Annotated in this window: 17 protein-coding genes; 11 read left to right on the top strand and 6 right to left on the bottom strand. The window is 62.2% G+C overall.

Annotated elements, in window-relative coordinates; genetic code table 11:
• The first annotated feature begins 202 nt into the window (after nt 1-202).
• The 5 genes from ASD80_RS15415 (at nt 203) to ASD80_RS15395 (ending at nt 6,140) form a co-directional block, all read left to right on the top strand.
• Nucleotides 203-2,098, top strand: a complete 1,896-nt coding sequence (locus tag ASD80_RS15415; protein WP_082555342.1) for a ribonuclease H-like domain-containing protein — start codon at nt 203-205, stop codon at nt 2,096-2,098.
• A complete protein-coding gene (locus ASD80_RS15410; protein WP_082555341.1) occupies nt 2,080-3,141 on the top strand; it encodes an adenylosuccinate synthetase in 1,062 nt (353 codons plus the stop codon). The genes ASD80_RS15415 and ASD80_RS15410 overlap by 19 nt, the downstream gene beginning before the upstream one ends.
• Nucleotides 3,134-4,282, top strand: a complete 1,149-nt coding sequence (locus ASD80_RS15405; RefSeq protein WP_156460488.1) for a hypothetical protein — start codon at nt 3,134-3,136, stop codon at nt 4,280-4,282. The genes ASD80_RS15410 and ASD80_RS15405 overlap by 8 nt, the downstream gene beginning before the upstream one ends.
• Nucleotides 4,272-4,982, top strand: coding sequence for a hypothetical protein (locus ASD80_RS15400; protein ID WP_156460487.1), 711 nt, complete (start codon nt 4,272-4,274; stop codon nt 4,980-4,982). Before ASD80_RS15405 ends, ASD80_RS15400 begins: the two co-directional genes overlap by 11 nt.
• A 279-nt stretch (nt 4,983-5,261) precedes the next feature.
• Complete coding sequence (locus tag ASD80_RS15395; RefSeq protein WP_056234642.1) at nt 5,262-6,140, top strand: hypothetical protein; 879 nt, start codon at nt 5,262-5,264, stop codon at nt 6,138-6,140.
• A gap of 755 nt (nt 6,141-6,895) precedes the next feature.
• On the opposite strand, the gene ASD80_RS15390 is transcribed toward ASD80_RS15395, so the two are convergent.
• The gene (locus ASD80_RS15390) at nt 6,896-7,225 is read right to left on the bottom strand and encodes a hypothetical protein (protein WP_156460486.1); all 330 of its coding nucleotides are present in this window, start codon (nt 7,223-7,225) and stop codon (nt 6,896-6,898) included.
• 421 nt (nt 7,226-7,646) lie between these two features.
• Between ASD80_RS15390 and ASD80_RS15385 the strand changes: the two genes are divergently transcribed.
• From ASD80_RS15385 to ASD80_RS15365, 5 genes are all read left to right on the top strand, one after another.
• Complete coding sequence (locus ASD80_RS15385; RefSeq protein ID WP_162247378.1) at nt 7,647-13,124, top strand: fibronectin type III domain-containing protein; 5,478 nt, start codon at nt 7,647-7,649, stop codon at nt 13,122-13,124.
• Nucleotides 13,125-13,281: 157 nt separating this feature from the next.
• Nucleotides 13,282-15,126: a putative bifunctional diguanylate cyclase/phosphodiesterase gene (locus ASD80_RS15380; protein WP_056234636.1), complete on the top strand. Its 1,845-nt coding sequence runs from the start codon at nt 13,282-13,284 to the stop codon at nt 15,124-15,126.
• Between the two features lie 167 nt (nt 15,127-15,293).
• Nucleotides 15,294-16,232 carry a Bug family tripartite tricarboxylate transporter substrate binding protein gene (locus ASD80_RS15375; protein ID WP_056234633.1) on the top strand — a complete coding sequence of 313 codons (939 nt, stop codon included), beginning with the start codon at nt 15,294-15,296 and terminating at the stop codon, nt 16,230-16,232.
• On the top strand, nt 16,229-16,711 hold the full coding sequence (locus tag ASD80_RS15370) for a tripartite tricarboxylate transporter TctB family protein (protein WP_056234629.1): 483 nt from the start codon (nt 16,229-16,231) through the stop codon (nt 16,709-16,711). Before ASD80_RS15375 ends, ASD80_RS15370 begins: the two co-directional genes overlap by 4 nt.
• Nucleotides 16,712-16,726: 15 nt before the next feature.
• On the top strand, nt 16,727-18,274 hold the full coding sequence (locus ASD80_RS15365; RefSeq protein ID WP_056234628.1) for a tripartite tricarboxylate transporter permease: 1,548 nt from the start codon (nt 16,727-16,729) through the stop codon (nt 18,272-18,274).
• Between the two features lie 128 nt (nt 18,275-18,402).
• Here the strand turns inward: ASD80_RS15365 and ASD80_RS18975 are convergent, their stop codons facing one another.
• The 4 genes from ASD80_RS18975 to ASD80_RS18815 all read right to left on the bottom strand — a co-directional run bounded on the left by ASD80_RS18975 (nt 18,403) and on the right by ASD80_RS18815 (nt 22,520).
• Entirely contained in the window at nt 18,403-18,573 is a 171-nt protein-coding gene (locus ASD80_RS18975; RefSeq protein WP_200950347.1) for a hypothetical protein, read from the bottom strand.
• A gap of 430 nt (nt 18,574-19,003) precedes the next feature.
• Entirely contained in the window at nt 19,004-21,475 is a 2,472-nt protein-coding gene (locus ASD80_RS19210) for an extracellular solute-binding protein (RefSeq protein WP_056234622.1), read from the bottom strand.
• A gap of 155 nt (nt 21,476-21,630) precedes the next feature.
• A complete protein-coding gene (locus tag ASD80_RS15350) occupies nt 21,631-22,302 on the bottom strand; it encodes a response regulator transcription factor (RefSeq protein ID WP_056234619.1) in 672 nt (223 codons plus the stop codon).
• A gap of 50 nt (nt 22,303-22,352) precedes the next feature.
• Nucleotides 22,353-22,520 (bottom strand): hypothetical protein, encoded by a 168-nt coding sequence (locus ASD80_RS18815; protein ID WP_156460485.1) that lies wholly within the window; start codon nt 22,518-22,520, stop codon nt 22,353-22,355.
• A 216-nt stretch (nt 22,521-22,736) separates the two neighbouring features.
• Between ASD80_RS18815 and uxaC the strand changes: the two genes are divergently transcribed.
• Entirely contained in the window at nt 22,737-24,143 is a 1,407-nt protein-coding gene (gene uxaC, locus ASD80_RS15345) for a glucuronate isomerase (protein ID WP_056234617.1), read from the top strand.
• Between the two features lie 229 nt (nt 24,144-24,372).
• Here the strand turns inward: uxaC and ASD80_RS18810 are convergent, their stop codons facing one another.
• Nucleotides 24,373-24,549, bottom strand: a complete 177-nt coding sequence (locus ASD80_RS18810) for a hypothetical protein (protein WP_156460484.1) — start codon at nt 24,547-24,549, stop codon at nt 24,373-24,375.
• Nucleotides 24,550-24,645: the final 96 nt, after the last annotated feature.

Genomic DNA, 24,645 nt, shown 5'->3' with positions numbered 1-24,645 from the left:
GAGCACTTCAGGAATCGGCTCATGGGTACCCGCTTGGGCTGACGGGAGAAAGATGCCCTTTGGAGAAAGTAGTGCCGTTAGTTCCTCGGATCCATAACCCTGCGATGACCAATTTGGGTGGTGACGCAATATCTTGCGTCATCGTATCGTTAAACGGTTGTGTCATGGACCGGCGTTCCGGCAGATTAACTGGGCCCATTTGATGCCGGCGCTGCGTAAATCTGAACTTCCGACCTGGCTGGCAAACGGCCGGTTGCTATCGCCCATTTTGCGAGAGCAGCTTGCGTTATGTGCTGCCTTTCCGGATCGCATCATGTTCCTGGATATCGAGACAACTGGCCTTAGCCACTATTATGACGAAATTACTACCGTTGGTTGGTCCATCGACGGTCGGGCCGAAACCTTCATAAAAGGCGGCGATCCACGCCATCTCCTGAGAGATGCGGGCCACGCTAAGGTTTTGGTGACTTTTAACGGCATTCGATTTGATGCTCGTTTTTTGCGGCAGGAGTTTCCCGAAATTGCGCTGCCGAGCGTGCATATTGACCTCATGTACCTTTGCAGGCGCCTCGGCCTAAAGGGAGGTCAAAAGTCCATTGAAACTGAGCTTGGTCTCAATTTCCGACAAGAGCTTGAGGACGTCGACGGCTTTGCCGCCGTGCTTCTCTGGCACAGGTATCTTCGCGGAGACGTCGAGGCGCTCTCCAGGCTGATCAGATATAATCGTGCAGACATCGCGGCAATGGGCGCGATCTTCGACAAGGCGATGACTGGATTTTCGGTTGAGGCAGATCTGTTTTCCAATCCGGTCCGTTTCGTTGATTGGTCAGCGCCGCTCGGCTGGAACGTGCCGCCCTCTGGGCTGCAACCCGCACCGAGCCATCTTTTGCACGCCCCGCACTTTGACGAACTATTTGCGTCGACGTCGGCCAAACAAGCACGCATCGTCGGCATTGATCTCACTGGCTCAGAAAAGCGACCCACTGGCTGGTGCCTGCTGGACGGCTCTGTGGCGCAGACGAGGTCGATTTCCAGCGATGAAGACATCATCGCCGCCACGTTGGATGCGAACCCCGATCTGGTCTCCATAGACTCGCCACTTTGCCTGCCAGCAGGGCGCATTACCGTTGAAGACACCGACCCAGGGCGCGATCTGTTCGGCATTATGCGGCAATCCGAGCGGGAGCTGAAACGGCGCGGCATTAACGTATACCCATGCCTGCTGCCCAGCATGCAGAAGCTCACCGCCCGTGGGATGCGGCTTGCGGCGATCTTCAGACAGAAGGGTGTTCCCGTTATCGAAAGTTATCCGGGAGCAGCTCAAGACATTATGCGCATTCCCCGTAAGGGTGCCGGTGTTGAGTGGCTGCATCTGGGTCTCCGTGACTTTGGAATTTCCGGAAACTTCCAAACGGAAAAAGTGACCCATGATGAGCTTGACGCGATCACGTCGGCCCTCGTTGGGACATTCCATCTGGCCGGCCTGTCTGAGGCCTTGGGAACAGAGGCGGAGGCACCATTGGTGATTCCGAAGCTTGATGCCTTACCTGGACCATTTGTTGTCGGCGTGAGCGGCCCGATCGCAGCGGGAAAGACAACCTTTGCCGAGGCGCTCGCCGCCAAAGGCTTCGCCTATACCCGCTTTAGCTTGGCAATTGATGACTTGCTCACCAGAGACGGTCTGGAGCTCAATCGTGCCAATCGACAGGCGCTCGGCACAGAGATCAATGTAACAGGACGACAGCGCTGGCTTGCCGAGCAAACGATCAAGCGGGTTGCAGGCTGTTCTCGTGTCGTGGTCGACGGCTTGCGATTTCCAGAGGACCACGCATTTCTTGTCGAAACTTTTGGCAACCGCTTCGTCCATGTGTACGTGGACGCCGAAGAGCATATCAGACGCCTGCGCTATCTTAAACGTACGGCGGACAGTGGTTTCGACCAGGCCATTGCGTCAGTGGTTGAAAGGCGTGTCACGGAACTCATTCCGCTTGCGCATCAGCACTTCCTGAATCATGCTGACTTTAGTGCTGTTCAAGTGCGTGTTGACGAGTTATTCGGCGACATTCGCGGAGAGGGAATATGCCAGTATCCATCGTAGTCGGCGGCCAGTTTGGGTCCGAAGGCAAAGGGAAAGTATCTCTTGAACTTGCCCGGCGCGCTCGCCGCGCCGATATTCCGACAACCGTCGTTCGCGTCGGCGGACCGAACTCTGGGCATACGGGTTACAACAAGTCCGGCAAAAAATTCGCACTTCGTCAGCTTCCCGCGGGATGTATTGATTGTGACGTCGACGTGGTGTTCCCGGCCGGATCCTACATTGACGTCGATCTTTTGTTCCAGGAAGTCTCCGAACTCAACTTCCCGCAAGATCGTATCAAAATTAGCCACCACGCACGGCTGATCACCCAAGAGCATAAGGATTGGGAGCGCAACGGCGAGTTGGTCCAGTCGATCGGCTCGACAGGTTCAGGCGTTGGTGCGGCTGTCATGGCCGCAGTCGCCAGACAGTCAACGAACTTTTCTCTGGATTCCTTGGTAGCCCAAGACAACGCGTCGCTTCAGCCCTTCATTGCGAACTCAACAGAACTTCTGCGTGGAAAACTCGATCGAGATCACCGTGTGATTATCGAGGGGACGCAGGGGTTTGGCCTGTCTCTGCTCGATGGCGGTTATTGGCCTAAAGCGACGGCGCGTTCAACCACGGCGGCTGCCGCGCTGGCTGAGGCAGGGTTGAGCCCCATGGACGTTGATGACGTCACTTTGGTGATCCGGTCATTTCCAATAAGGGTGGCCGGAGATTCAGGCCCTCTGCCGAATGAAGTCTCTTGGGAGTACGTGGCTTCGCTCACCGCACGTAAGGCAATTGATATTCAAGAGTACACCACGGTCACTAAAAAACTGCGGCGTGTTGGTAAATTCGACCCCGCACTGGTCCGTGCCGCAATTGCGGCTAATCGACCGAACCGAATTGTAATGAATCATTTGGATTACGTCGGTGGAAAAGAACAGCTAAAATGCCCTGAAAGCGATGTGCAAAAATTTCTGTATTTTGCGGAAGAAGCGATTGGACGAGTAGTCGACTGCGTCGCCTTTAGTGAGTTGGATGTTGTTGAAGTTAGAAAAGCTCTTCTAAGTGATTAGTGATGATGATGTAGAAGTCTGTAAGCTTCAGCGTCACGAAGCTGAAGCTCTTGCCATTGATTACTCTCGCTACAACGGGCGTCCCGCTAAGGTCGATCCCAGACCGAGTATTCCATACTCACTTCTTTCTGCGGAACACATTCTCGATTATGTCGAAACGACAGGTTTAATCGCGCCCTTCTATATAAAGGGGGGGAAAACTTCGCGACTAAAGGATGCTGCCTATGAAGGCAGAATAGGCAACGTAGCCTACCAGTATATGGCTGGAGAGAACTTCCCCAAAATCATATTCACTAGCCTCGACGAATTCCTCGTAATACCGAAGAATTCAATAGTTTTTGTCGAGTGTGATTTGGATTTTAGGCTTCCAGAGTTTATTGCCCTGCGTTTCAACTTGCAAATCAAACACGTTCATCGTGGACTCCTCCTTGGGACGGGCCCGCTAGTTGATCCGGGGTACTGGGGTAAGCTCTGTATTCCACTCCACAATCTAACTGATGAAGACTACCTGATTAAGAAGTCTGAAGGATCGATTTGGCTTGAATTCACTAAGACCACGTCCAAGGTAGATTTGGACACTGAGCGACTGGGGCGTCCTCCACTCTCAAAGCCCTTTTGGGATGTCAAAGAATTTTTGATTAAGGCTACAACGTCCGTCGATGCGTCAAGTCACCCCGTCGGGATACGCAGTGCAATCCCTTCTGTGTTCCGATCTGTTGAGAAATCTGCCGAGGAGGCGAAGATTGCTGCAGAGCGATCCGCGTTCGCGGCAGCGAGATCGAAACAGCGGGTCGTTCGTCAAACGTTTTGGGGAATGGTTGGTGGCGGCTTGGCAGTAGCTGCATTGCTGCTCGGTCTGGTTTCGCTGTCATGGAATTACTACAGCGACATGGACCAACAGTATTCTGAGATGAGACCAGAGATAGCGGAGCTGAAAGACAGTTTGCGTCAAGCGCAAGATTTGCTTTCTAGCACATTGAATACCACCGCGATAAATACAACGCAGCTCAATCTAGCACGGGAGCAGCTTGAGGACGCGAATAGCCGCATCGACGCGCTTGAAAGTCAGATTTTTGGCTTATCGACGGTGACTCTAGTTCCCCCAGGTGAAGTTGGGGCAGAGCCAGTCCTTGCAGAATAGGTATGCGGCCGACATAGGCGACTATGTAAAGCTCGCGTTGCTTCGCCATCTCGCTGTTGGTCGCCAGTTGGGCATCGCTTGGTATCTCTACCCTGACGAGGGTCACAACGGCGACGGCAAGCACATAAAGTATCTTTCGGATCCGGAAAGATGGCGTGACCTCGACCCATTCCTCTTTGATGCGTTGCAGGCCGTAGCCAATGAAGGGAGGTCCGTTGCTGCGCTCCAGGCATCCGGCGCGATTTCAGCAGCGGCAGCCTTTAGCATTCCCATAGTCGAAGGTACACTCTCCAAGGGCCGCAGTCTGGCGAGAGCCGCTTGGTTCGCGCAAAACCTGGAAGCGCTTGCAACCTGCGACCTTGTCTTCGCAGATCCTGACAACGGCATCATTGATGATTCCGAGCATCGAAGAAAACAGCCGTCATTTGGAAAGCAGATGCCTCTATCGGAGGTTCTTTCCCTGGCGGCCGGCCGTCCGGCGGTCATTTACCACCACAATACGCGCTTCAAAGGTGGACATCATAAGGAAGTCGATCACTGGCTCGCCCAGCTCGGTCCCAAAGCTCTGGCAATCAGGGCAAACGCATACAGTTGTCGGACATTCTTCATCGTAAATCCCGATCAGTCGCTCGCTGATCGCGCCGCCGAGTTTTGTGCTCGTTGGTCCAATCACAATGTCTGGCTACACGGTGCAACTTGAGAATTCTGGCTCGAGCATTTGGAACTGGCTGCGCTAGTCAATAGGGCTGAGCTTTCTAAGCGAGGCAACCGCGGTCCGCATTTTGAGCGGCGACACGATGAACAGTTCCCAGTGTTTCCGGGCCATTCTCGGCCCGCTCGGAGAATCCACCCGAAATCGGGCGAACATTGCGCAGAATTCATATATTCGGTCTGAAACGGCTATTTGCTTTGTTCCTGCGCCAGGACGGCGCTGTTAAGCTAGCGTTGGAAAAACGGCCCCACTAAGTTGAGCGGATAAATGGATGAACTAGAAAAAGTGCGTGCTGCGGGGCGTTACTTTCAAGATTACACGGAAGCTAACATACCTCGATTTGGCGGCATTGCGAGGGCGGTGAATCCTGCGGAGGGTTATGGTAACGGTGAGGCCGCTGCAGGCGCACATAACGCGGCTCTTTTCCTTTACCACTACCTTTCGGACCAATTCTCGAGTTGTCGTATCCCCCAAGATTTTGCGTCACCCGCGCATTTCGAGGAGTCTCTCAAGACTTTGGATTTGGCGCTAACGCGCGACATCACCAAGCTAGGGATATTCTTAACAGACGATTATGAGGGAGTTGTACCGGGAACGGTGCAAATGGTTCTTCCGCATCTAGAAAGCTGTCGTTCAGCCGTTTCCGCAACTCTCGCACAAATCGACCAGTCAGGTGCTAGCCATGATCGCGATACCGCCAGCCATCGCATCCAGCAGATAGCGGCGCGTTTCCCGTCCGTAGTTGCAAGATTGGCGAAGTCGCGTAAGGCAAAGTCCCCGATCAAGATTGATGACGAATACGATGTGCAGCACCTTTTTCAAGGTCTATTGGAATTGTACTTTGATGACATTCGACCGGAAGAAGGCGGAAAGAGCGTGGCTGGAGGCGGATCTAGAGCAGACACGTTCTTGCCCATTGAGAATGTCGTCATAGAGTACAAAATGACGAGGACCGGCACTAAGAATGCGGGTTTGCGAAAGCAAATCGCAGACGACTTCCTCCTTTATGAGGATAAGGCCGAGACGCTAATTTTCTTTGTTTATGATCCCGGCAAATTCATTCAGAATCCTCGTGGCTTTGAGCGGGATCTTTCCAAGCCTCGCACTCCATTCAAATCGGTGATCATTATTGTACAGCAGCATTGACCATCGAGGCGCACTGGTATCGGCTGTCTCGACACCCGCATGCTAAAATCGGCGTGGACGAGGTGAGCCTGCGCCCGGTACGCTCGAGGTCCTGTGGTCAACTTCGTCGAGGTATTTCTTCACCCGGAGCCGAAATTGAATCGGATGTATTCGCCATTCCCGACTGAGGCGGCTAGATCGATCCTGTTGGCCGATCCTAGTGTTTCGCTACCATCCCCCAAGTTGGCAATAATCCCGGCCACGATGCCCACGGAGTAGACGGTGATCGAGCTGGATCGCGCCTCAGCCCCTTGCGTTGGCGTAGGAGGTAGCCGGGATCGAATTACTGGGCTTGAGGAGACCGGCGGTGGGCGTATCCAGATTGGTGGCTCCAGCCACATCGACATAGGTCAACGCTATCGGCGATGCGTTGGTGTTGTCTGCGTAGTTGGCGTTCTCCTGGTGAGGCCACGCTGAAGCGGCGTGACTTGGCTGTGCGACGTTCAAGACGAAGGTATCCGACTTTTCCAGGGCTGGACACAGTGGCGAAAAGCCTAGTGATTGCGTGGAACGCTATATGGTCCAGCCAGAACTCAACTAATTGAAATCGCTCAATTTAGGTTTCCCGGTCCCGGGCACCATTCTTTCACAGTAAAATCAATAGACTACGCAGATCGGTGGCGCGGCCGCTATGCTGAGGTCGCATGTCCGTGATTGACGCGCCGGCACGACGCCTTCGGCATCGTGCCGCGCCCTGCTCGATCCGAAACGGCAGGCTACTTCAGCACAACAAAGTTGCCGGCGATCTCAAGCTGCTTGCCGAATTCGCCGACACATTTGGAGGAAGCCGTGGGCAGGTCGGGGAGGCCGCAGACATGGGCGATCCCGCGCAGCGAGGTTTTCCAGGTATAGTAGGAGACGCCGTCGATCACCGTTGCGGTATTCACCAGCTTCGTCTTGGGCAATCCGCCAGAGGTCATCACATACTGGAAGGCCGCGGCCGGGGCATTGCCGGCCTTCACCGCGAAGGTCACGTCCGCCGCCAGGGCACTTCCCGCCACCAACAGAGTTCCGGCAATTGCGAGCAGCAGCGATCGCCTCTTCATTGTTATTTCTCCTCCTTTGATGAGTAATTATAAAGAGTATTTTCTAGAATCGGCCGATACCGCAGTCAGTTGTTTTTCGATGTTACGCATATCTGGCTGCTTCGCCAGAACTTTCGGAAGCCTGGGCCAGAACAATCCGACGTCATATTGAAATCACTGGTAAAATACGCCCGGTCAATATTTTGTCCGGCTCCGAACCGAAGTTTTTCTGTAGCTTGGAAGAAATCCTCATGTCACCGCGGCGCAACGAATTTTGGCGAAATGCGGTGCAGGGATAGAACGACGCCGAAGGGCCTGATAGCGTCGCTCGCGAACAATTTGTTAATTCTTTGATTCTGGCGGGTTCATGGGTATCTGGGGGGAAGCCCTTTTGGGGGCGATCGGCAGGCGCGTGCGTTGGGCTGCGCCCCGGATACAGAATTTGCTCAAGGTCGCGGCGGTGCTGCTGCTGTGGGCCGGCGCTTCCGGCCTGGCCCAGGCCGATGTGACCGGAACGACGGTGTCGGTCCCCTTGGCAAGCATTTCTGACATTCCGGTCGGCACCCAGATCGACCTCGGCGGCGGTGCCGGGACCAAACTGATCGACATCGATCCGGTCAACAAAATCATCACGCTAAGCACCAATTTTTCCAACGCGTGGGGTGTCACCCAGTTCGAGGTGGTCTTTTCGGGCGGCAATCTGGGCGCGATAACAGGTGTTACCCGCATAGGCGGAACGGCAGCCAACCTGAGCAGCTATTCGGCAAGCGCGTCGGGCAAGACGATCACATTCTTCGTGTCGGATGTCGATCAGGACAATGGGACGGCGATCTTCAGTTTCACCAGCACCAGCACCGCCGCGCCGACCGTAACCTCGGTTGAGGTGCCGGCGAATGGAACATACACGGCCGCCGACAATCTGGATTTCAAGGTCAATTTCGATAACCCCGTGACCGTGACCGGGACTCCCTATATCCGCCTGACGGTGGGCTCGACGACGCGGTATGCGGACTATGTCTCGGGAAGCGGGACCAGCGCTCTGACGTTCCGCTATGATGTGAGCGCGGGAGACCTGGATACCGATGGCATTGTCGTCGGGACGATGAGCGCCAATGGTGGCACGATGCGCAGCGGGAGCGGCGTCAATGCCACGCTGACGCTGAACAGCGTCGGATCGACGACGGCGGTTCTGGTCGATGCGGTGGACGTGCCGGACGCGCCCACCATCGGCACGGCGACGGCCGGTGACGCGCAGGCCTCGGTCAGCTTCACGGCCAATGGCAACGGCGGCTCGGCGATCACCAGCTATACGGTGACGTCCAGTCCCGGGTCGTTCCCCGCGACAGGCTCGGCCAGCCCGCTCACGGTGACCGGCCTCACCAATGGTACGGCCTATACGTTCACTGTCGTTGCCACCAATGCGGAGGGTAGCAGCACGCCGTCGGCGGCGTCGAACAGCGTGACACCCAAGGGCAACCAGACCATCACCTTCAATAATCCCGGCGCCCAGAACTTCGGCACGACGCCGACATTGACGGCGACGGCGACGTCAGCGCTCCCGGTGAGCTTCACCTCGTCCACAACAGGGGTCTGCACCATCACCTCGGGCGGAGTGCTGACCTTCGTGACGGCGGGGAGTTGCACCATCGATGCCGACCGGGCGGGCAACAGCGCGTATAATGCCGCCGCCACAGTGTCGCAGACTTTTACCGTCAATGCCGGCGTGCCCGGCGCGCCGACCATAGGCACGGCAACTGCCGGCGACAATCAGGCTAGCGTGACCTTCACGGCGCCGGCCAGCAGCGGCGGTTCGGCGATTACCCAGTATGTCGTGACGGCCAATCCCGGCGGTCAGGTAGCCGTCGGCCCGGCCAGCCCGATCACCGTGACCGGCCTCACCAACGGCGTGTCCTACACATTCACGGTTGCGGCTGAGAATGTTGTCGGCACAGGCGGGGATTCCAGCGCGTCCAACAGCGTGACGCCGGCCGCGCCGCAGACGATTACCTTCGCCAATCCCGGCACGCAGAATTTCGGTACAACGCCGACTTTGTCGGCAACGGCGACGTCCGCCTCCCCGGTGAGCTTCACCTCGTCCACAACAGGCGTGTGTACGATTACCACAGGCGGCACGCTGACCTTCGTGTCGGCGGGGACCTGCACTATCGATGCCAACCAGGTCGGGGATTTGAGCTTCCTGCCGGCGCCCCAGGTGAGCCAGTCGTTCACCGTTGCGGCCGTCGTGCCGGGCGCGCCGACCATGGCGACCGCCACGCCCGGCGACATGCAGGCATCGGTGGCCTTCGTCGCGCCCGCCTCTACCGGCGGCGCGGCGATCACCAGCTATACCGTAACCACCAGCCCGGCTGATGTGGCGCCGGTGAATGGTGCCGGCAGTCCCATCCTTGTCACCGGGCTGACCAATGGGCAGGCCTATACATTCACGGTCACGGCCGGCAATACGGCAGGCACGGGATCGGCCTCGGCTGCATCCAACAGCGTGACCCCGGCCGCGGCGCAGACGATCACCTTCGCCAATCCGGGCAGCCAGAATTTCGGCACCACACCGACGCTGACGGCTACGTCGAGTTCCCTGCTGACGCCGACATTCACCTCGAGCACAACGGGCGTGTGTACGATTACCGCGGGCGGCGCATTGACTTTTATCACGGCCGGCTCGTGCAGTATCAACGCCGACCAGGTGGGCAATGGCAGCTACCTGCCGGCGTCGCAGGTCACGCAGACCTTCACCGTGCTGGCCGTGGCGCCCGGTGTGCCGGCCGGCGCAACGGCGGTGGCCGGCCCGAACTCCGCCACGGTGAGCTTCACCGCACCAGCGCATAATGGCGGCGCCGCCATCACCAGCTATCAGGTGACGTCCAGTCCGGGGGGCTTCACCGCCACGGGCGCCGCGAGTCCGATAACGGTGTCGGGCCTTGCCAATGGCACGGCCTACAGCTTCACAGTCACGGCCAGCAACAGCGCCGGCGCGGGATCGCCATCGGCGGCCAGCGGCGCGGTGACGCCACAGGGCGCGCAAACGATCACGTTCGCCAATCCGGGCACCCAGAATTTTGGCACGACGCCGACATTGACGGCCACGGCCACGTCGGCGCTGACGGTCAGCTTTTCCTCTGCCACGGCGGGCGTCTGCACCATCACCGCCGGGGGCGTGCTCACCACAGTTTCGACGGGCACCTGCACCATTCTCGCCGACCAGGCGGGCGACGGTTCGGTGCTGCCGGCGGCACAGGTCAGCCAGAGTTTCACGGTGGCGGCCGTGGTGCCGGGCGCACCCACGGGCGTCAGCGCGACGGGCGGGGCCAGCACGGCCTCCGTCGCCTTCACCGCTCCGGCCTTCGACGGCGGCAGCGCCATTACCCTCTATACGGTGACCGCCGCGCCGGGCGGCGCAACGGCGAGCGGGGCGAGCAGCCCCATCGCCGTGCCGGGACTGAGCAATGGCACCGCCTATACCTTTACGGTGGCGGCCAGCAATGCGGTGGGAGAAGGATCGGCTTCGACAGCGTCGGCCGCCGTCATACCGGGCACGACGCAGACCATCGCCTTCACCAATCCGGGCGACCAGATGTTCTCGGCGCAGCCGACGCTGGTGGCGACGGCGACGTCCGGGCTGACCGCGACATTCACCTCCACCACGCCGGCCGTCTGCACCATCACCGCGACAGGCGTGTTGACGCCGCAGGCGGTGGGCACCTGCACCATCGCGGCCGATCAGCCGGGCGATCCGACCTATCAGCCGGCCCCAACGGCGACGGAGAGCTTTGCCATCCTGGCCGACGCCATCACGCTGGCGCCGGCAGCAGGGGCGCTGCCGGCGGCCATTGCCGGCACCGCCTATAGCCAGGCGTTCACCGCAGCCGGCGGCACCGCGCCCTACAGCTATGCGATCACCGTGGGCGCACTGCCCGGCGATCTCACCCTGGCGGGCGGCACGCTGTCAGGCACGCCTGCGGCGACCGGGGCCTTCTCCTTCACCGTAACGGCAACCGATGACAATGGCTTTACCGCCAGCGCGGCCTATACGCTCGACATCGGGGCGCCGGCCATTGCGCTGGCGCCGGTGGCCGGCGCATTGCCCAAGGGCACGGCCGGGACTGTCTATGGCCAGACCTTCGGCGCCACCGGCGGCGTGGCGCCCTATGGTTTCGCCATCACCGCCGGCTCGCTGCCGGCCGGCCTCAGCCTTTCGGGCGGATCGCTCGCCGGCACGCCGACCACGGCGGGATCGTCGAGCTTCACCGTGACGGCGACCGATGACAACGGCTTCACTGCCAGCGCAGCCTATACGCTGCAGGTCGATGCGGCCGGGACGATCACCCTGACCCCGGCAGGCGGCGCCTTGCCATCCGCCATGGCCGGCGAGGCCTATTCGAGCGCCATCGCGGCCGGCGGCCATCCCGGCCCGCTCACTTTCGCACTGACGGCGGGAGCCCTGCCCGATGGCATGGTCCTCAACATAACGACAGGTGAACTGACCGGGCCGCTGAATCCGGGAACCGAGGGCGATTATGCCTTCACCATCACCGCATCGAGCGGGGACGGGGCCAGTGAGTTCGGCAGCTATACGCTCGCTGTGGGCGCGCGCGCCGTGACGGCGACCGACCAGGCCGTGGTCGTGCCGCCGGGGGCGACGCCGGTTCCCGTCGACCTGACGGTTGGGGCAACGGGCGGGCCGTTCACCTCGGCCAATGTCGTGGGCGTCGAGCCGCCCTATGCCGGCACGGCCAGCATTGTGGGCGCTGCGGTTGCCGCCGCGGGGCCGGTGCCGCCGCCGGCCAGCACGCTCTATCTCAAGTTCATTCCCAACCCGCAATTCAGCGGCACGGCTGTTGTCACCTTCACGCTCGCCAGCGCGCTGGGCACGTCCCAGCCTGCCAAGGTGTCCTATACGACCACCATCGATCCGGTCGGAGTGGAAGCGGTGTTCGGCGATCTGTCGAATGGCTTTGTGTCCGCGCGGGCGGGCCTGCTGGCTGGCGCGGTCGATGCGCCCGGATTGCGGGATCGCCGCAATGCGGCCTCGGCCAATATGCCCGGCATGGTCCAGGTCACGCCATCGGGCAATTCGGTGACCATGAACTTTGCCGCCAGCACCCTGGCCGCCACCGCGGCCAGCGCCGCGGCGCAGTCGCTGGCCCTGCAGCCGGTGGATGACAGCGCGGTCAATTTCTGGATCGACGGCACCGCCACATTGCATATGCGCGCCGATGGCGGCACCGACCACTGGGGCAGCATGGCACTGCTGTCAGGAGGCGCCGATCTGCTGGTGAACGACCAACTGCTGGTGGGCGTGGCGCTGCATGCCGACTGGATGGACGATATCACCGGCACCAGCCGCGCTACCGGCAATGGCGTGCTGGCGGGGCCCTATGTGTCGGCCGAGCTGGGCGAAGGCGTATTCCTCGATGCCAGCTTGTTCTACGGCCGAAGCTGGAACGAGGTCTCGACCGCCCTGTTCCGCGGCACGTTCGAGACCGACCGGCTGCTGGCCAAGATGCGGCTCGAAGGCCAGTGGGCGCTGGGCGAGGACTTGGTGCTGCGGCCATCGGCCAACGCCTTCTATCTGCATGAAGCGGCCGGCGCCTACACCGTCTCGGACGGGTTGGGCACCACGATCGCCGTGGATGCCTTCACGCTCAACCAGTTGCGCCTGTCGGCCGGCGCCGTGCTGCAATATACGCTCGACTACGAGACCTTCGTGGTGCGGCCGTTCATCGGCGCCGAACTGGGGTTGAGCTTCGACGGCACCAGCCAATCGGCGTTCAGCAATGTCTCGGCCGGCTTCGATGTCGCCGGAGACGGCAACTGGACGCTGGGCATCAGCGCCAAGGCCACGTTCGAAGGCAGCACCTTCCGCGCCTTGTCCGCGACCGGACAGATCGGGGTGAATTTCTGAGGCGATGGATGGCGGTACCTCTCGCGGTGCCGCCATCCCGCTCGCCACCCCATCCTTAACGCCGTCTTTCGGCGTTTCCGGCAATCCGACCCATCTTCGGAACGCCGCTTTCATTTGCCCCGCGTAGCCTGCAGGCCGGGGGTTTGAGGCGTCCACGATGATTCCAGACGATACCGGTCTGTTGTTGCGTCTCCAGACAGAAGTGCTGGAGGCGGTCGCCTGCGGTGAACCGCTCGTGGCCGTGGCGGATCTGCTCTGCCGCCGCGCCGAGAATCTGGCGCCCGGCATTGTCTGCTCGATCCTGACCGTCGATAGCCAGGGCCTGCTGCATCCACTGGCGGCGCCCAGCCTGCCGCTGGCCTATTCCAGCGCCATAGACGGCGCGGCGACAGGCTCGCGGGCCGGCTCCTGCGGCACGGCCGCGTTTCGCAACGAGCCCGTCATCGTCACCGACATCAGCCGGAACCCGCTCTGGGATGACTATCGGGCGCTGGTCGAACCGCTTGGCCTGCGCGCCTGCTGGTCCAGCCCCATTCGCGACCGCGACGGTCGGGTGGTGGCCACCTTTGCCTTCTACTATCGCACCCGCCGCGGCCCCAACGACATGGAGCGCCGCATTGTCCAGACCTGCCTGCATGTCTGCGCCATTGCCATCGATCACGAGCAGGTGCGCCAGCGCAATCATCGCCTCGCCTATTTCGATACGCTGACCGGCCTGCCCAATCGCGGTCATTTCAATGACATGCTGGGCCGGTCCATCGCCATGGACGAGCCCTTCGGCCTGCTGCTGGCCGATATCGACCATCTCAAGCTGATCAACGACACGCTCGGCCATGTCTTCGGCGACATGCTGATCTGCACCGTGGCCGAGCGCATCGCCGATTGCCATCCCTCGCTCACTGCCTGCCGTCTGGGCGGCGACGAGTTTGCCGTGCTGGTTGCAGATTGCCATGATGACATCGCCCTGCACGATGCCGCCACCCGCATGATCGCGGCAATTCGCGGCCTGATCCAGGTCGGCGACCAGACCATCGATCCCCATATCACCATCGGCGGGGCCCTGTTCGGACCCGACGGCACCGATGGCGCTTCGCTCAGCCAGAATGCCGATTTCGCCCTCTATCACGCCAAGGAAACCCGGCGCGGCGGCTATGTCCGCTTCGTGCCCGGCCTGCGCACCACCATGCTGGAGCGCGCCAACATGGTCCGCGCCGTCGACCAGGCCATGACCGAAGGACGCATGCTCGCCCACTACCAGCCCATCGTCCGGCTCGACACTGCCGAGATCGTCGGGCTGGAGGCTTTGGCGCGCATGCGCATGCCCGATGGCCGCATCGCCGCCGCCGGCGAGTTCCACGCCGCCATGGCCGATCCGCGCATCGCCTGGCAATTGACCGGCCAGATGCTGACCCAGATCGCATCAGATATCCGCCACTGGCTCGATCTCGGCATTGTCTTCCAGCATGTCGGCGTCAATGTCACCACCGGCGACTTCCAGCGCGGCGACCTCGAAACCCGCATCGTCGAGACCTTTGAGCGCGCCGGCGTGCCGTTGGAGCATATCGTCCTCGAGGTCAATGAATCGGTCTATATGGGCGGCAACGACCAGATGGTGCCGCGCGCCGTCAGCGCCCTGCGCCAGCGCGGGCTGCTGGTGGCGCTCGACGATTTCGGCACCGGCTTTGCCTCGCTCACCCACCTGCTGAGCTTCCCCGTCGATATCATCAAGATCGACCGCTCCTTCGTGTCCCGCCTGGGCAGCGATGGCGCCAGCGATGTCGTGGTCGGCTCCATCATCGATATTGCCCGCAAGCTCGATATGAAGCTGGTGGCCGAAGGCATCGAGACGCCCGAGCAGGCGCGCATTCTCGCCGAGCTCGGCTGCACCATGGGGCAGGGCTATCTCTATGCCCGCCCGGGCTCGGTGGAAGATACAACCCGCCTGCTCGGCCTCTTCGCCCAGAAGCGCGATGCCGATGCGGATGAACGCCGCACCGCCTGAGCCGGCGTTGCAATTGTCGGCCCGCTGGCGCAATCTGGCTGAGAAGTATCCGACTGGACCAAAGTCGCAAGGCGCCCGCGCCGTGCTGACAGGACGGTGACAGGGACGCCGCCTATTCTCCCCGTCACGAACGCAATGACGTTCTGGATATTCACATGGGAGGACTTATGAACAAGCTGCTCTTGGCCGCGCTCGTCTCTGGCGCAATGGCTGTTCCCGCTTTCGCCGCCGACTACACCATCATGGCCCCCGCCGCTCCCGGCGGCGGCTGGGACCAGACGGCCCGTTCCATCCAGGAAGCACTCACCGCCGAAGGTATTTCGGGCAATGTGCAGGTCACCAACGTTCCGGGCGCCGGCGGCACGATCGGCCTCGCCCAGTTCGCCACCCAGGATTCGGGCAATGCCAATGCCCTGATCGTCGGCGGCTATGTGATGGTCGGTGCCATTCTCACCAATGCTTCGCCCGTCACGCTGGACAACATCACCCCGATCGCCCGCCTGATCGGCGAATCCGACGTCATCGTCGTGCCGGCCAATTCCGAGCTGCAGTCCATGGATGACCTGGTTGCCAAGCTCAAGGCCGATCCGGGGTCGGTGTCCTGGGCCGGCGGTTCGGCCGGCGGTGTCGACCACATCATTGCCGGCCTTGTGGCCAAGGCAGTTGGCGTCGATCCCACCCAGGTCAACTACATCGCCTATTCGGGCGGTGGCGAGGCGCTTGCCGCCGTGCTGGGTGGCCAGGTGACCGTGGGCATTTCCGGCTATGGCGAATTTGAATCGCAGATCGCCGCCGGTGAGCTGCGGGCGCTGGCCATGTCCGGTGAGAACGAGATGGATGGCATCCCCACCCTCTCTGAAACCGGTGTGGATGTGACTGTCGAAAACTGGCGCATGATTGCCGCTGCCCCCGATATCACCGACGAGCAGAAGGCCGCCATCACCGCCGACATCAAGAAGATGGCGGAATCGGCAACCTGGAAGTCGATCCTCGAGACCAAGGGTTGGGTGGATATGTATCTCGATGGCGATGCCTTCGACACCCAGCTCGACGCCGACATCGCGTCGACCACCACGGTTCTCAAAGATATCGGCCTCGTCCAATGACGACTGGGTCCAACCCGCAACGCCGCCCCGATGGGGCGGCGTTTGTCATTGCCCTCATCCTGGCGGGCATTGCCGTGGTCATCTTCTGGCAGACCAGCATCATGCGCCTGCCGGTTCACCAGGCGCGCGTCGGGCCCCAGGTTTTCCCCTATGCCATAGCCGCCGGCCTGCTGCTGCTGGCCATTGGCACCGCGGTCTCGGCCTGGCGCGGCAGCTTTCCTGCCCGTCCACCCGAGAACTACGGACCGGCCCTGTGGATCGTGGGCGGACTGCTGGGCCAGATCCTGCTGGTTTCGAGCCTGGGCTTCTCCCTGGCTTCTGGTGTCCTGGTTGCCTGCACCGCCAGGGCCTTCGGCAAGGGACCGATGTGGTTCACCTTCCTGTGCGGCGCTGTTTTCGCTTTCATCGTATGGTTCATTTTTGCCCGCGGTTTGCAGCTTTCCCTGCCTGCCGGGCCACTTGAGCGCCTGATTCCCTGATCGGGAAGGACGATTATGGACACTTTCGGACTTCTGGCAGCCGGCTTTGCCGCCGCCCTGCAATGGCAGAACCTCATCTACGCCTTTATCGGCGTTACCCTGGGGACCGCCGTGGGCGTTCTCCCCGGCATCGGCCCGGCGCTGACGGTGGCCCTGTTGCTGCCCGTTACCTATCGCCTCGATCCGGCCGGCTCGCTCATCATGTTCGCCGGCATCTACTACGGTGGCATGTATGGCGGCTCGACCACCTCCATCCTGCTCAACACGCCCGGTGAATCCGCCTCGATCGTCACCGCGCTCGAGGGCAACAAGATGGCCCGCAAAGGCAGGGGCGGTCCGGCTCTGGCCACCGCCGCCATCGGCTCCTTCGTGGCAGGCCTGATCGCGACGCTGGCCATGGCCTTCGTTGCCCCCTGGTTGGTCAGGATCGCCATTTCCTTTGGCCCGGCCGACTATTTCGCGCTGATGGTGCTGGCCTTTGTCACCGTCTCGGCGGCCTTCGGCGATAGCGCGCTTCGCGGCGTCACTGCGCTCTTTATCGGGCTTGGACTGGGCGTTATCGGCATCGACCTGCAGACTGGGCAGGCGCGCCTGGCCTTCGGCATCCCCGACCTGCTCGACGGGATCGAGGTGACGACCCTGGCCGTGGCCCTGTTCGCCATCGGTGAAACCCTCGTCGTTGCCGCAGCCCGCGGCAGTCTCGATGATGAAGTCGTGGCCGTCAAAGGCTCGGTCTGGATGACGTTGGAGGATTGGAAGCGCTCCTGGCCGGCCTGGCTGCGCGGCACCCTCATCGGCTTCCCCATCGGCGCCATGCCGGCCGGTGGCGCCGAGATCGGCACGTTCTTTTCCTATGCGGCCGAACGGCGTCTGACCAAGCACCCCGAAGAATTCGGCAATGGCGCCATCGAAGGCGTCGCCGGTCCCGAAGCCGCCAACAATGCCTCGGCCGCCGGCACCTTGATGCCCTTGCTCACGCTGGGGCTGCCCACCACGGCCACCGCCGCCATCATGCTGGCGGGCTTCCAGCAATTCGGCCTGCAGCCGGGGCCCTTGCTGTTCACCAACAATGCCCCGCTGGTCTGGGCGCTTATTGCCAGCCTGCTGGTCGCCAATTTCATGCTGCTGGTGCTCAACCTGCCGCTGATCGGCCTCTGGGTCCGGCTCCTCACAGTGCCCAAGCCCTGGCTCTATGCCGGCATCCTGCTCTTTGCCACGCTGGGCACGCTGGGGGCCAATGGCGCCATGTCCGGCAACCTGTTCGGCATCCGCTTCTCGTTCGAGCTGATGATGCTGCTGGGGTTCGGCATCCTGGGGTTTGTGCTGCGCCGCTTCGGATACCCCATCGCCCCGGTGGTGATCGGGCTCATCCTGGGTCCGCTGTCCGAGCAGCAGCTGCGCCGGGCACTGGCCATCAGCCAGGGCGATCCGCTGGTGCTGATACAGTCGCCGCTGGCCATCAGCCTTTATGTCATTGCGGCGGCGGCAGTGCTGATTCCGCTCTGGTTCCGCCTGCGCGGCAAAGGCGAGGTCTTCAGCCAGCTCGCGGCCGACGAGGACTGACACCGCCATTTCTGTGGACGCAGGAAAGCAAAAGCCCGGATGCCTTGTTCAGGCATCCGGGCTTTCCGACATTCAATCGACGGCTCGGCGCAGGCCGCACAGGGAGGGAAGCGACGCGCCAGGGAGACTTAGAGCTTGCCGATCGAACGGAAAGCGCCGGGATCGATACCCAGGGTCCTGAGGTGCTTGGCCTTGGGCGCCCGCCCGGCCTCGACCGCGTTCGAGACGGCAGCAGCGCTGCCGAACACGTCGGCGAAAGTGCCAAGGGTCGCAAAGAAAGTCTTGCGCGGGGTGCTCATTTGCCAGTTCCTCCAAAAGACCGGGCCGAATTGCCGGGTCGCTTTCATGAGTTGACAGATGGGCGCATCGGGCCGCTTGCGGTAGGGCCGAAAGGTCAGGTCAGCCATGCGTTGTGTGCAATTAAGGGGCCGATAGACATGAAATGGCGCGAAATTCAGCTGAATCACTCGGACAAAGGTCTCATCCATGTGACCGGCGCATGGCTGGCATGGTTTGGAGGCCCCCTCCCAACCTTCTCCTGATAGGGGGGCCGTCCCGTGGTCGGGGCAACATGGTGTCACAAGCGCGATCTGTTCCCCAATCACCGGCGCCTCCGCGGACTTGATCCGCGGGTCTCTCGCCGCTTTTGTCGTGTTGAGAGTGACCCGCGGATCAAGTCCGCGGGAGGCGACTGTGCGCGTGGTAGAGTAGACAGCTTATCTCCCATCCTCACGGCTTGGGCGAAACGATCTCGCCCCAGCTATCGAGGAAGCGCTTGCGCCGCTGCTGGTCCAGCGACACCATCAGCGCCGGTCCCAGCGGAATGGGCTGGATCACCCCGCGCCCACGCGCCGCGATGGCTTCGCTGGTCCATTCGCCATTCGCCCCCGCCACCACCGAGCCCAAAGCCGTCTGCCCGGCGGCAATGGCCTGCCCCGCCGGCGACAGCGCGAAATCGACAAAGGCGCGGCCCAGGTCGGGGTAGGGGGCATCGCGCGGGATCAGCATCGAGCGCGTCAGCACCAGCACATAATCGTCGGGCACCACGATTTCGATATTGGCCCCATCGGCCTTGCGCGCGAAGGCATAGGAACCCAGCACATTGTAGCCCAGCGCCAGCGACCCGTCGGCCACCCCGTTGAGAATGGCCGGGCTCGACCCTGAAAACACTGCGCCAACGCGCCCGAATGCCGCCGCCAGCCGCCAGAAGTTCGACGAGATCACCTGGTCCTGCGATGCCAGCAGATACCCCACCCCGCTGACCGCAATGTCATAGGTGGCGATGGCCCCGCGGAACCGCTCGGTCTCTGTTTCCAGCAGTTCCGCCAGCGTCAGATGCGTCCGCGGCACTTCGTCGGCGCTGATGCGATCGGGATTGTAGATGATGACTGCCGGCTCGAACGTGAAGCCGAACACCTCGTTGCGCCAGTGCGCCCATTCGGGCAGGGCGCCGAGAAACGGGCTGTCATAGGCCATGGCATGGCCGTCATTGGCCAGCTTGATCATCAGGTCCGACGCCGAGCTGATCAAGAGGTCCGGCTTCGGCGCCATCTTGCCCGCGAGGAACTGCTGATACATCGGCAAGGAATCCTGCTCGTCGTAATGCACCGTCACATCCGGCCGCAGCGCCTGGAAGCCGGCGATGAAATCGGCAAACAGCGGCGTATCGGTGGTGCCCACGATGGTCAGCACCGTGGCCGCGCTGCCATCGGGCGCCGGATAGCTGGAGGATATGGCACTTGCGGGGTGGATATCCACCAGCAGCAGGCAGAGCACCAGCGCCGACAGGCTCCCCAGCGCCCGCCGCAACTGCTCCACCTTGGGATTCCGCCCCACCAGCGGCAGGTCGATCTCAACCACGAGGCCGCCCCCATCGCGGTCCTTGAGCCGCAACGCCCCGCGATGCGCCTCGACCACCCGCCGAACGATGGAGAGCCCCAGCCCCGAGCCAGCCCGCGCCCCACTCGCCGCGCCGCGCTTGAAACGCTCCAGCACCAGCGGCTTTTCCGCCGCGGCAATGCCGGGGCCCCGGTCGCGCACCGCCATGGTCATCATGCCCTCGCCGATACTGCCGCCGATTTCCACCATGCCGGCCGAATAGACCAGCGCATTGTCGACCACATTGCGCACCATTTCGCGCAACGCCACCCGGTCGCCGCGGATTTGGGCCGCCGCCACGGCCTCGGGCAGCGCCACCACCAGCCGCCCCGCCTGGTCGGGGTCCAGCCGTTGCCGCACATCCTCCACCACCGTCCCGAAGGCTGTGGTGTCCGTCTCCTGGTTTTCCAGCCGGTGCGAAATCGTCGCTTCCATCAGCAATTGGCTCACGAGCTGACTTGCCTGTACCGCCCCCTGGTGAATGCGCCCCACCCGCGCCCGCAGGGCCTCGGGGTCCTGCTCATCCATCGCCACCTCGGCCTGCGCCCGCAGCGAGGCCAGCGGCGTACGCACTTCATGCGCCGCCTCGGCCACCAGCCCGGTCACCCGTTCCATGGCGCTGCCCAGCCGCGCCATGAAGGCATTGAGGCCGCTGACGAGATGGCTCACCTCCACCGGCACCGGCACATCCACGGGCGAGAGGTCATCGGGGGCCCGCCCGCGCAATTCCTGTTCGAGCTGATAAAGCGGCGCAAACATGCGCCCGATGCCGAACCACACCAGCGCAATGGCCAGCAGCGTCAGCGCCACTACCGGCACGATGGCGTTGGAGAGGATTTCCGAGGCCAATGCCTCGCGTTCGCTCTGCGTCTCGGCCACATGGATGGTCACCCAGTCCGCGTCGCCCCCCGACGAGGTCAGCCGCCCGACGCTGGCCACCCGCACCAGTTCGCCATGATAGGTCGCATCGGCAAAGACCGGCCCGGCCGAGGTCATTTCCGGCAGGCTCTCCGACAGGTCGGCATAGCCGGTCACCGCCCGCCCGCCGGGGTCTTCCACCGCATAGAACACCCGGTCTCGTCCCGAAAACATGCCGAAGGAGGCAAAGGGCAGCTCGACGATGACCGTATCGTCCTCGACCTGTACCGCCCCGGCAATGGTCAGCGCCGACGCCGCCAGCAACCGGTCGAACGCCCGATCCGCCGCCCGTTCGGCATAGTCGCGAATGAACACGATCAGCACCACCGCCGCCCCCAGCAACAGCGCCAGCGCCAGAGCAACGATGCGCCGACGGATGGAGAAGGATTTAGGGGGCGCCACCATTGCCTCCGCAAACGCGATCGGCTCCCTCCCCCTTGCGGGGAGGGTTGGGGTGGGGGGCGGCTGGCCACGATGAAATGGGGGCTCCCAGCACCCCCTCCCAACCTCCCCCGTCAAGGGGGAGGAGCCGCGCGGTGGTTGAGGCGCAATGGAGCGAATTATCCATGCGGCGTCCGCACCACATAGCCCACCCCGCGCACCGTGCCGATTTCGATATTGGCCGCTTCCAGCTTCTTGCGCAGCCGCGAGATATGCAGCTCCAGCGCATTGACCGAAACCGCCTCGTCGAAATTGAACAACTGGTTCATCAGCCGTTCCTTGGGCACCACCTTGCCGGCATTGGTGACGAGAATTTCCAGCAGCCGGAATTCGCGCCGCCCCAGCTCAAGCGACCGCCCCTCGACGCTGGCATTGAGTCCCGCCATGTCCATTTCGAGATTGCCTACGCCCAGCATGCTCGTCGTCTGCCCGCCCGTCCGCCTTATCAGCGCGCGCAGCCGCGCTTCGAGTTCGCGCAGATCGAAGGGCTTGACCAGGTAGTCGTCCGCCCCGAGGTCGAGCAGGCTCACCTTGTCGTCGATTTCCGAGCGCGCCGTGATCACCAGGATGGGCGCATTGAACTTGTGTTTCCGCAGCTCGGCGATGAGGCTGATCCCATCGCGATTGGGCAGCATCAGGTCGAGCGCTACCGCGTCGAAATCATCGCCCTCGGCAGCATGCACCACCTCGGCGCCGTCCTTGACCCACTCCACCGAATGGCCGGCGCTGCGCAGGCGTTTCTCGATCGCCTCGCCCAGGTCTTCATTGTCTTCAACAAGCAGGATTCGCATCGGCGCCGGATTTCCCCTGGCGCCACACTAAGGGCTGTGGCCCGTCCTGTCTAAAGGAGAGTGGTCATCATGGTGGCCGCCACCGCCACGATGCCGAAAGCCGCGATTCCCGCGGCCATCAGCATTACCTGTGCGCGTTGCACATAGCCGCTGGCCCGCGCCTGCCGCCGCGCCGCCATCAGCACGCTTTCCGCTTCGTCGCTGTCGATATTTGCCATCGGATCAACCCCTCAGCCGCCGGTCGAGCCGACCGGATTTGTGCCTTGGGCAGCCGCGTTCGCGCTGTTTCTCACCCGCGACGAGAAGGGTAGTCCCGCGCCTCTTTCCGGCGAACGTGATCCTGGCAATGGGGTTAATTTACATAAAATGCCACAGGCGTTGATCTTGTATGGAAGTCCGTTGATCTGCCGCGAGGTTCATGGCAAAACCCCACCATGACCCATTTGCATCCAGACCGCCTGTTTCCCGCTTCCGAGCCGGCCCAGTCCATCGCGCGCGAGCTCTATCCCGAAGTCCGCGACCTGCCGCTGATCTGCCCGCATGGGCATACCGATCCGTCCTGGTTCGCCGACAATGGCCGTTTTTCCGATCCGGCGGCGCTGTTCCTCACGCCCGATCACTATGTGCTCCGCATGCTGCGCAGCCGCGGCCTCAGCTATGATGACCTGGGCGTGCCGCGCAAGGATGGCAAGCCGGTTGCCAAGGGCCGCGATGCCTGGCGCCTCTTTGCCGCCAATTACCACCTGTTCGCCGGTACGCCATCCAAGACCTGGATCGACCATTCGCTCGATTGGGCCTTCGGCATCACCCAGGAACTCTCCCCTGCCACGGCCGACGCCATCTACGACACGATCGACAAGGCCCTGGCCACGCCTGACCTGCTGCCGCATGCCCTGCTCGACCGCGCCCGCGTGGAAGTCATCGCCACCACCGAATTCGCCCTCGACCCGCTGATCCACCACCAGAAGATGGAGCAGAACGGCACTATCGGCCGCGTCCGCACCACCTATCGCCCCGATGACGTGACCGACCCCAGCCGCGCCGCCATCGTCGAAAACCTGCAGAAATTCGGCGAGATTACCGGCGAGAACATCGCCACCTGGTCGGGCCTCATCAATGCCCACCGCAACCGCCGCGAATATTTCCGCCGCTTCGGCGCCGTCGCCACCGACCACGGCGTGCCCACGGCCAATACGGCCGACCTGTCGGCGCCTGAAAAGCAGGCTCTGCTCGACAAGGTGCTGTCCGGAAAGCACGACGCCAATGATGCCGAGCTGTTCCGCGCCCAGATGATGACCGAAATGGCCCTGCTGTCGGTCGAAGACGGCATGGTCATGCAGCTTCACGCCGGCTCGCGCCGCAACACCGATCCGCTGCTCTTTGCCGAGCGGGGGGCCGATCTGGGCGCCGATATTCCCGGCACCACCGATTACGTCAACGGCCTCAAGGCCCTGCTCAGCCGTTGCGGCAACGAGCCCAACCTGCGGCTCATCATGTTCGTGCTCGATGAAACCACCTATGCCCGCGAACTGGCGCCGATGGCCGGCTATTGGCCTTCGCTGATGATCGGCCCGCCCTGGTGGTTCCACGATAGCCCGCAGGGCATCCGCCGCTATCTCGACCAGGTGGTGGAAAGTGCCGGCTTCTACAATCTCGCCGGCTTCAACGACGATACCCGTGCTTTGCTCTCCATCCCCGCCCGCCACGACGTCTGGCGCCGCGAAGTTTGCGGCTTCCTGGGCAGATGGGTGGGTGAGAACCGCATCACCAAGTCGACCGCGCGGGATGTGGCCAGGCACCTGAGCTATCAGGCCGCCAAGGATGCCTATCGGATCAAGTGAGACTGTTGGCGCTGTCTCGCCCATCCACTGGGCCCACCCTCCCCCTTGAGGGGAGGGAAGCGAGATAGGACTTAGCGTTGCTAAGTCCGTTGAATCGAGCAGGAAGGGGTGTCGGAGGTCCCACATATTCGGCGTCTGCAGAACCTCCGACACCCCCTCCCTAGCTCTGCTAGGGCCTTCGGCCCAGCGACGCTACCCTCCCCTCAAGGGGGAGGGTGAATATCGAGTTCTAAGGCGACTTCCACAGCACCAGCGCCACGACGACCACCCCGGTCACCAGCAGCACCAGCAATCCGCCGAGCCCGTTGAGCACCTGCCGGCCCAGCGTTGGATGCACTTCGTCGGCGGCGATGATGTCGGCGAGCCGGGTCGGCTCACGACGGTCTTCATAAGGTTGATGCGTCATTCCAAGTTCCCCCCTGATGGACTTGTTTTCGCGTTCCCTGACCTTGCGCCCGCTACCGGTAAAGAAGCCTTGCCGCGCCAGCCCTTCCTCGCTTTA

The organism is Devosia sp. Root635 (assembly GCF_001427605.1).
Taxonomy (GTDB): domain Bacteria; phylum Pseudomonadota; class Alphaproteobacteria; order Rhizobiales; family Devosiaceae; genus Devosia.
The sequence above is the reverse complement of the archived record's forward strand: the minus strand, read 5'-3'. Positions and strand labels throughout refer to the sequence as shown.

Excerpts from the sequence above, each read along its gene's own strand:
- ASD80_RS15415 (WP_082555342.1), top strand. The coding sequence starts at position 203 with ATGCCGGCGCTGCGTAAATCTGAACTTCCGACCTGGCTGGCAAACGGC.
- ASD80_RS15410 (WP_082555341.1), top strand. The coding sequence starts at position 2,080 with ATGCCAGTATCCATCGTAGTCGGCGGCCAGTTTGGGTCCGAAGGCAAA.
- ASD80_RS15395 (WP_056234642.1), top strand. The coding sequence starts at position 5,262 with ATGGATGAACTAGAAAAAGTGCGTGCTGCGGGGCGTTACTTTCAAGAT.
- ASD80_RS15390 (WP_156460486.1), bottom strand. The coding sequence starts at position 7,225 with ATGAAGAGGCGATCGCTGCTGCTCGCAATTGCCGGAACTCTGTTGGTG.
- ASD80_RS15380 (WP_056234636.1), top strand. The coding sequence starts at position 13,282 with ATGATTCCAGACGATACCGGTCTGTTGTTGCGTCTCCAGACAGAAGTG.
- ASD80_RS15375 (WP_056234633.1), top strand. The coding sequence starts at position 15,294 with ATGAACAAGCTGCTCTTGGCCGCGCTCGTCTCTGGCGCAATGGCTGTT.
- ASD80_RS15370 (WP_056234629.1), top strand. The coding sequence starts at position 16,229 with ATGACGACTGGGTCCAACCCGCAACGCCGCCCCGATGGGGCGGCGTTT.
- ASD80_RS15365 (WP_056234628.1), top strand. The coding sequence starts at position 16,727 with ATGGACACTTTCGGACTTCTGGCAGCCGGCTTTGCCGCCGCCCTGCAA.
- ASD80_RS18975 (WP_200950347.1), bottom strand. The coding sequence starts at position 18,573 with ATGAGCACCCCGCGCAAGACTTTCTTTGCGACCCTTGGCACTTTCGCC.
- ASD80_RS19210 (WP_056234622.1), bottom strand. The coding sequence starts at position 21,475 with ATGGTGGCGCCCCCTAAATCCTTCTCCATCCGTCGGCGCATCGTTGCT.
- ASD80_RS15350 (WP_056234619.1), bottom strand. The coding sequence starts at position 22,302 with ATGCGAATCCTGCTTGTTGAAGACAATGAAGACCTGGGCGAGGCGATC.
- ASD80_RS18815 (WP_156460485.1), bottom strand. The coding sequence starts at position 22,520 with ATGGCAAATATCGACAGCGACGAAGCGGAAAGCGTGCTGATGGCGGCG.
- uxaC (WP_056234617.1), top strand. The coding sequence starts at position 22,737 with ATGACCCATTTGCATCCAGACCGCCTGTTTCCCGCTTCCGAGCCGGCC.
- ASD80_RS18810 (WP_156460484.1), bottom strand. The coding sequence starts at position 24,549 with ATGACGCATCAACCTTATGAAGACCGTCGTGAGCCGACCCGGCTCGCC.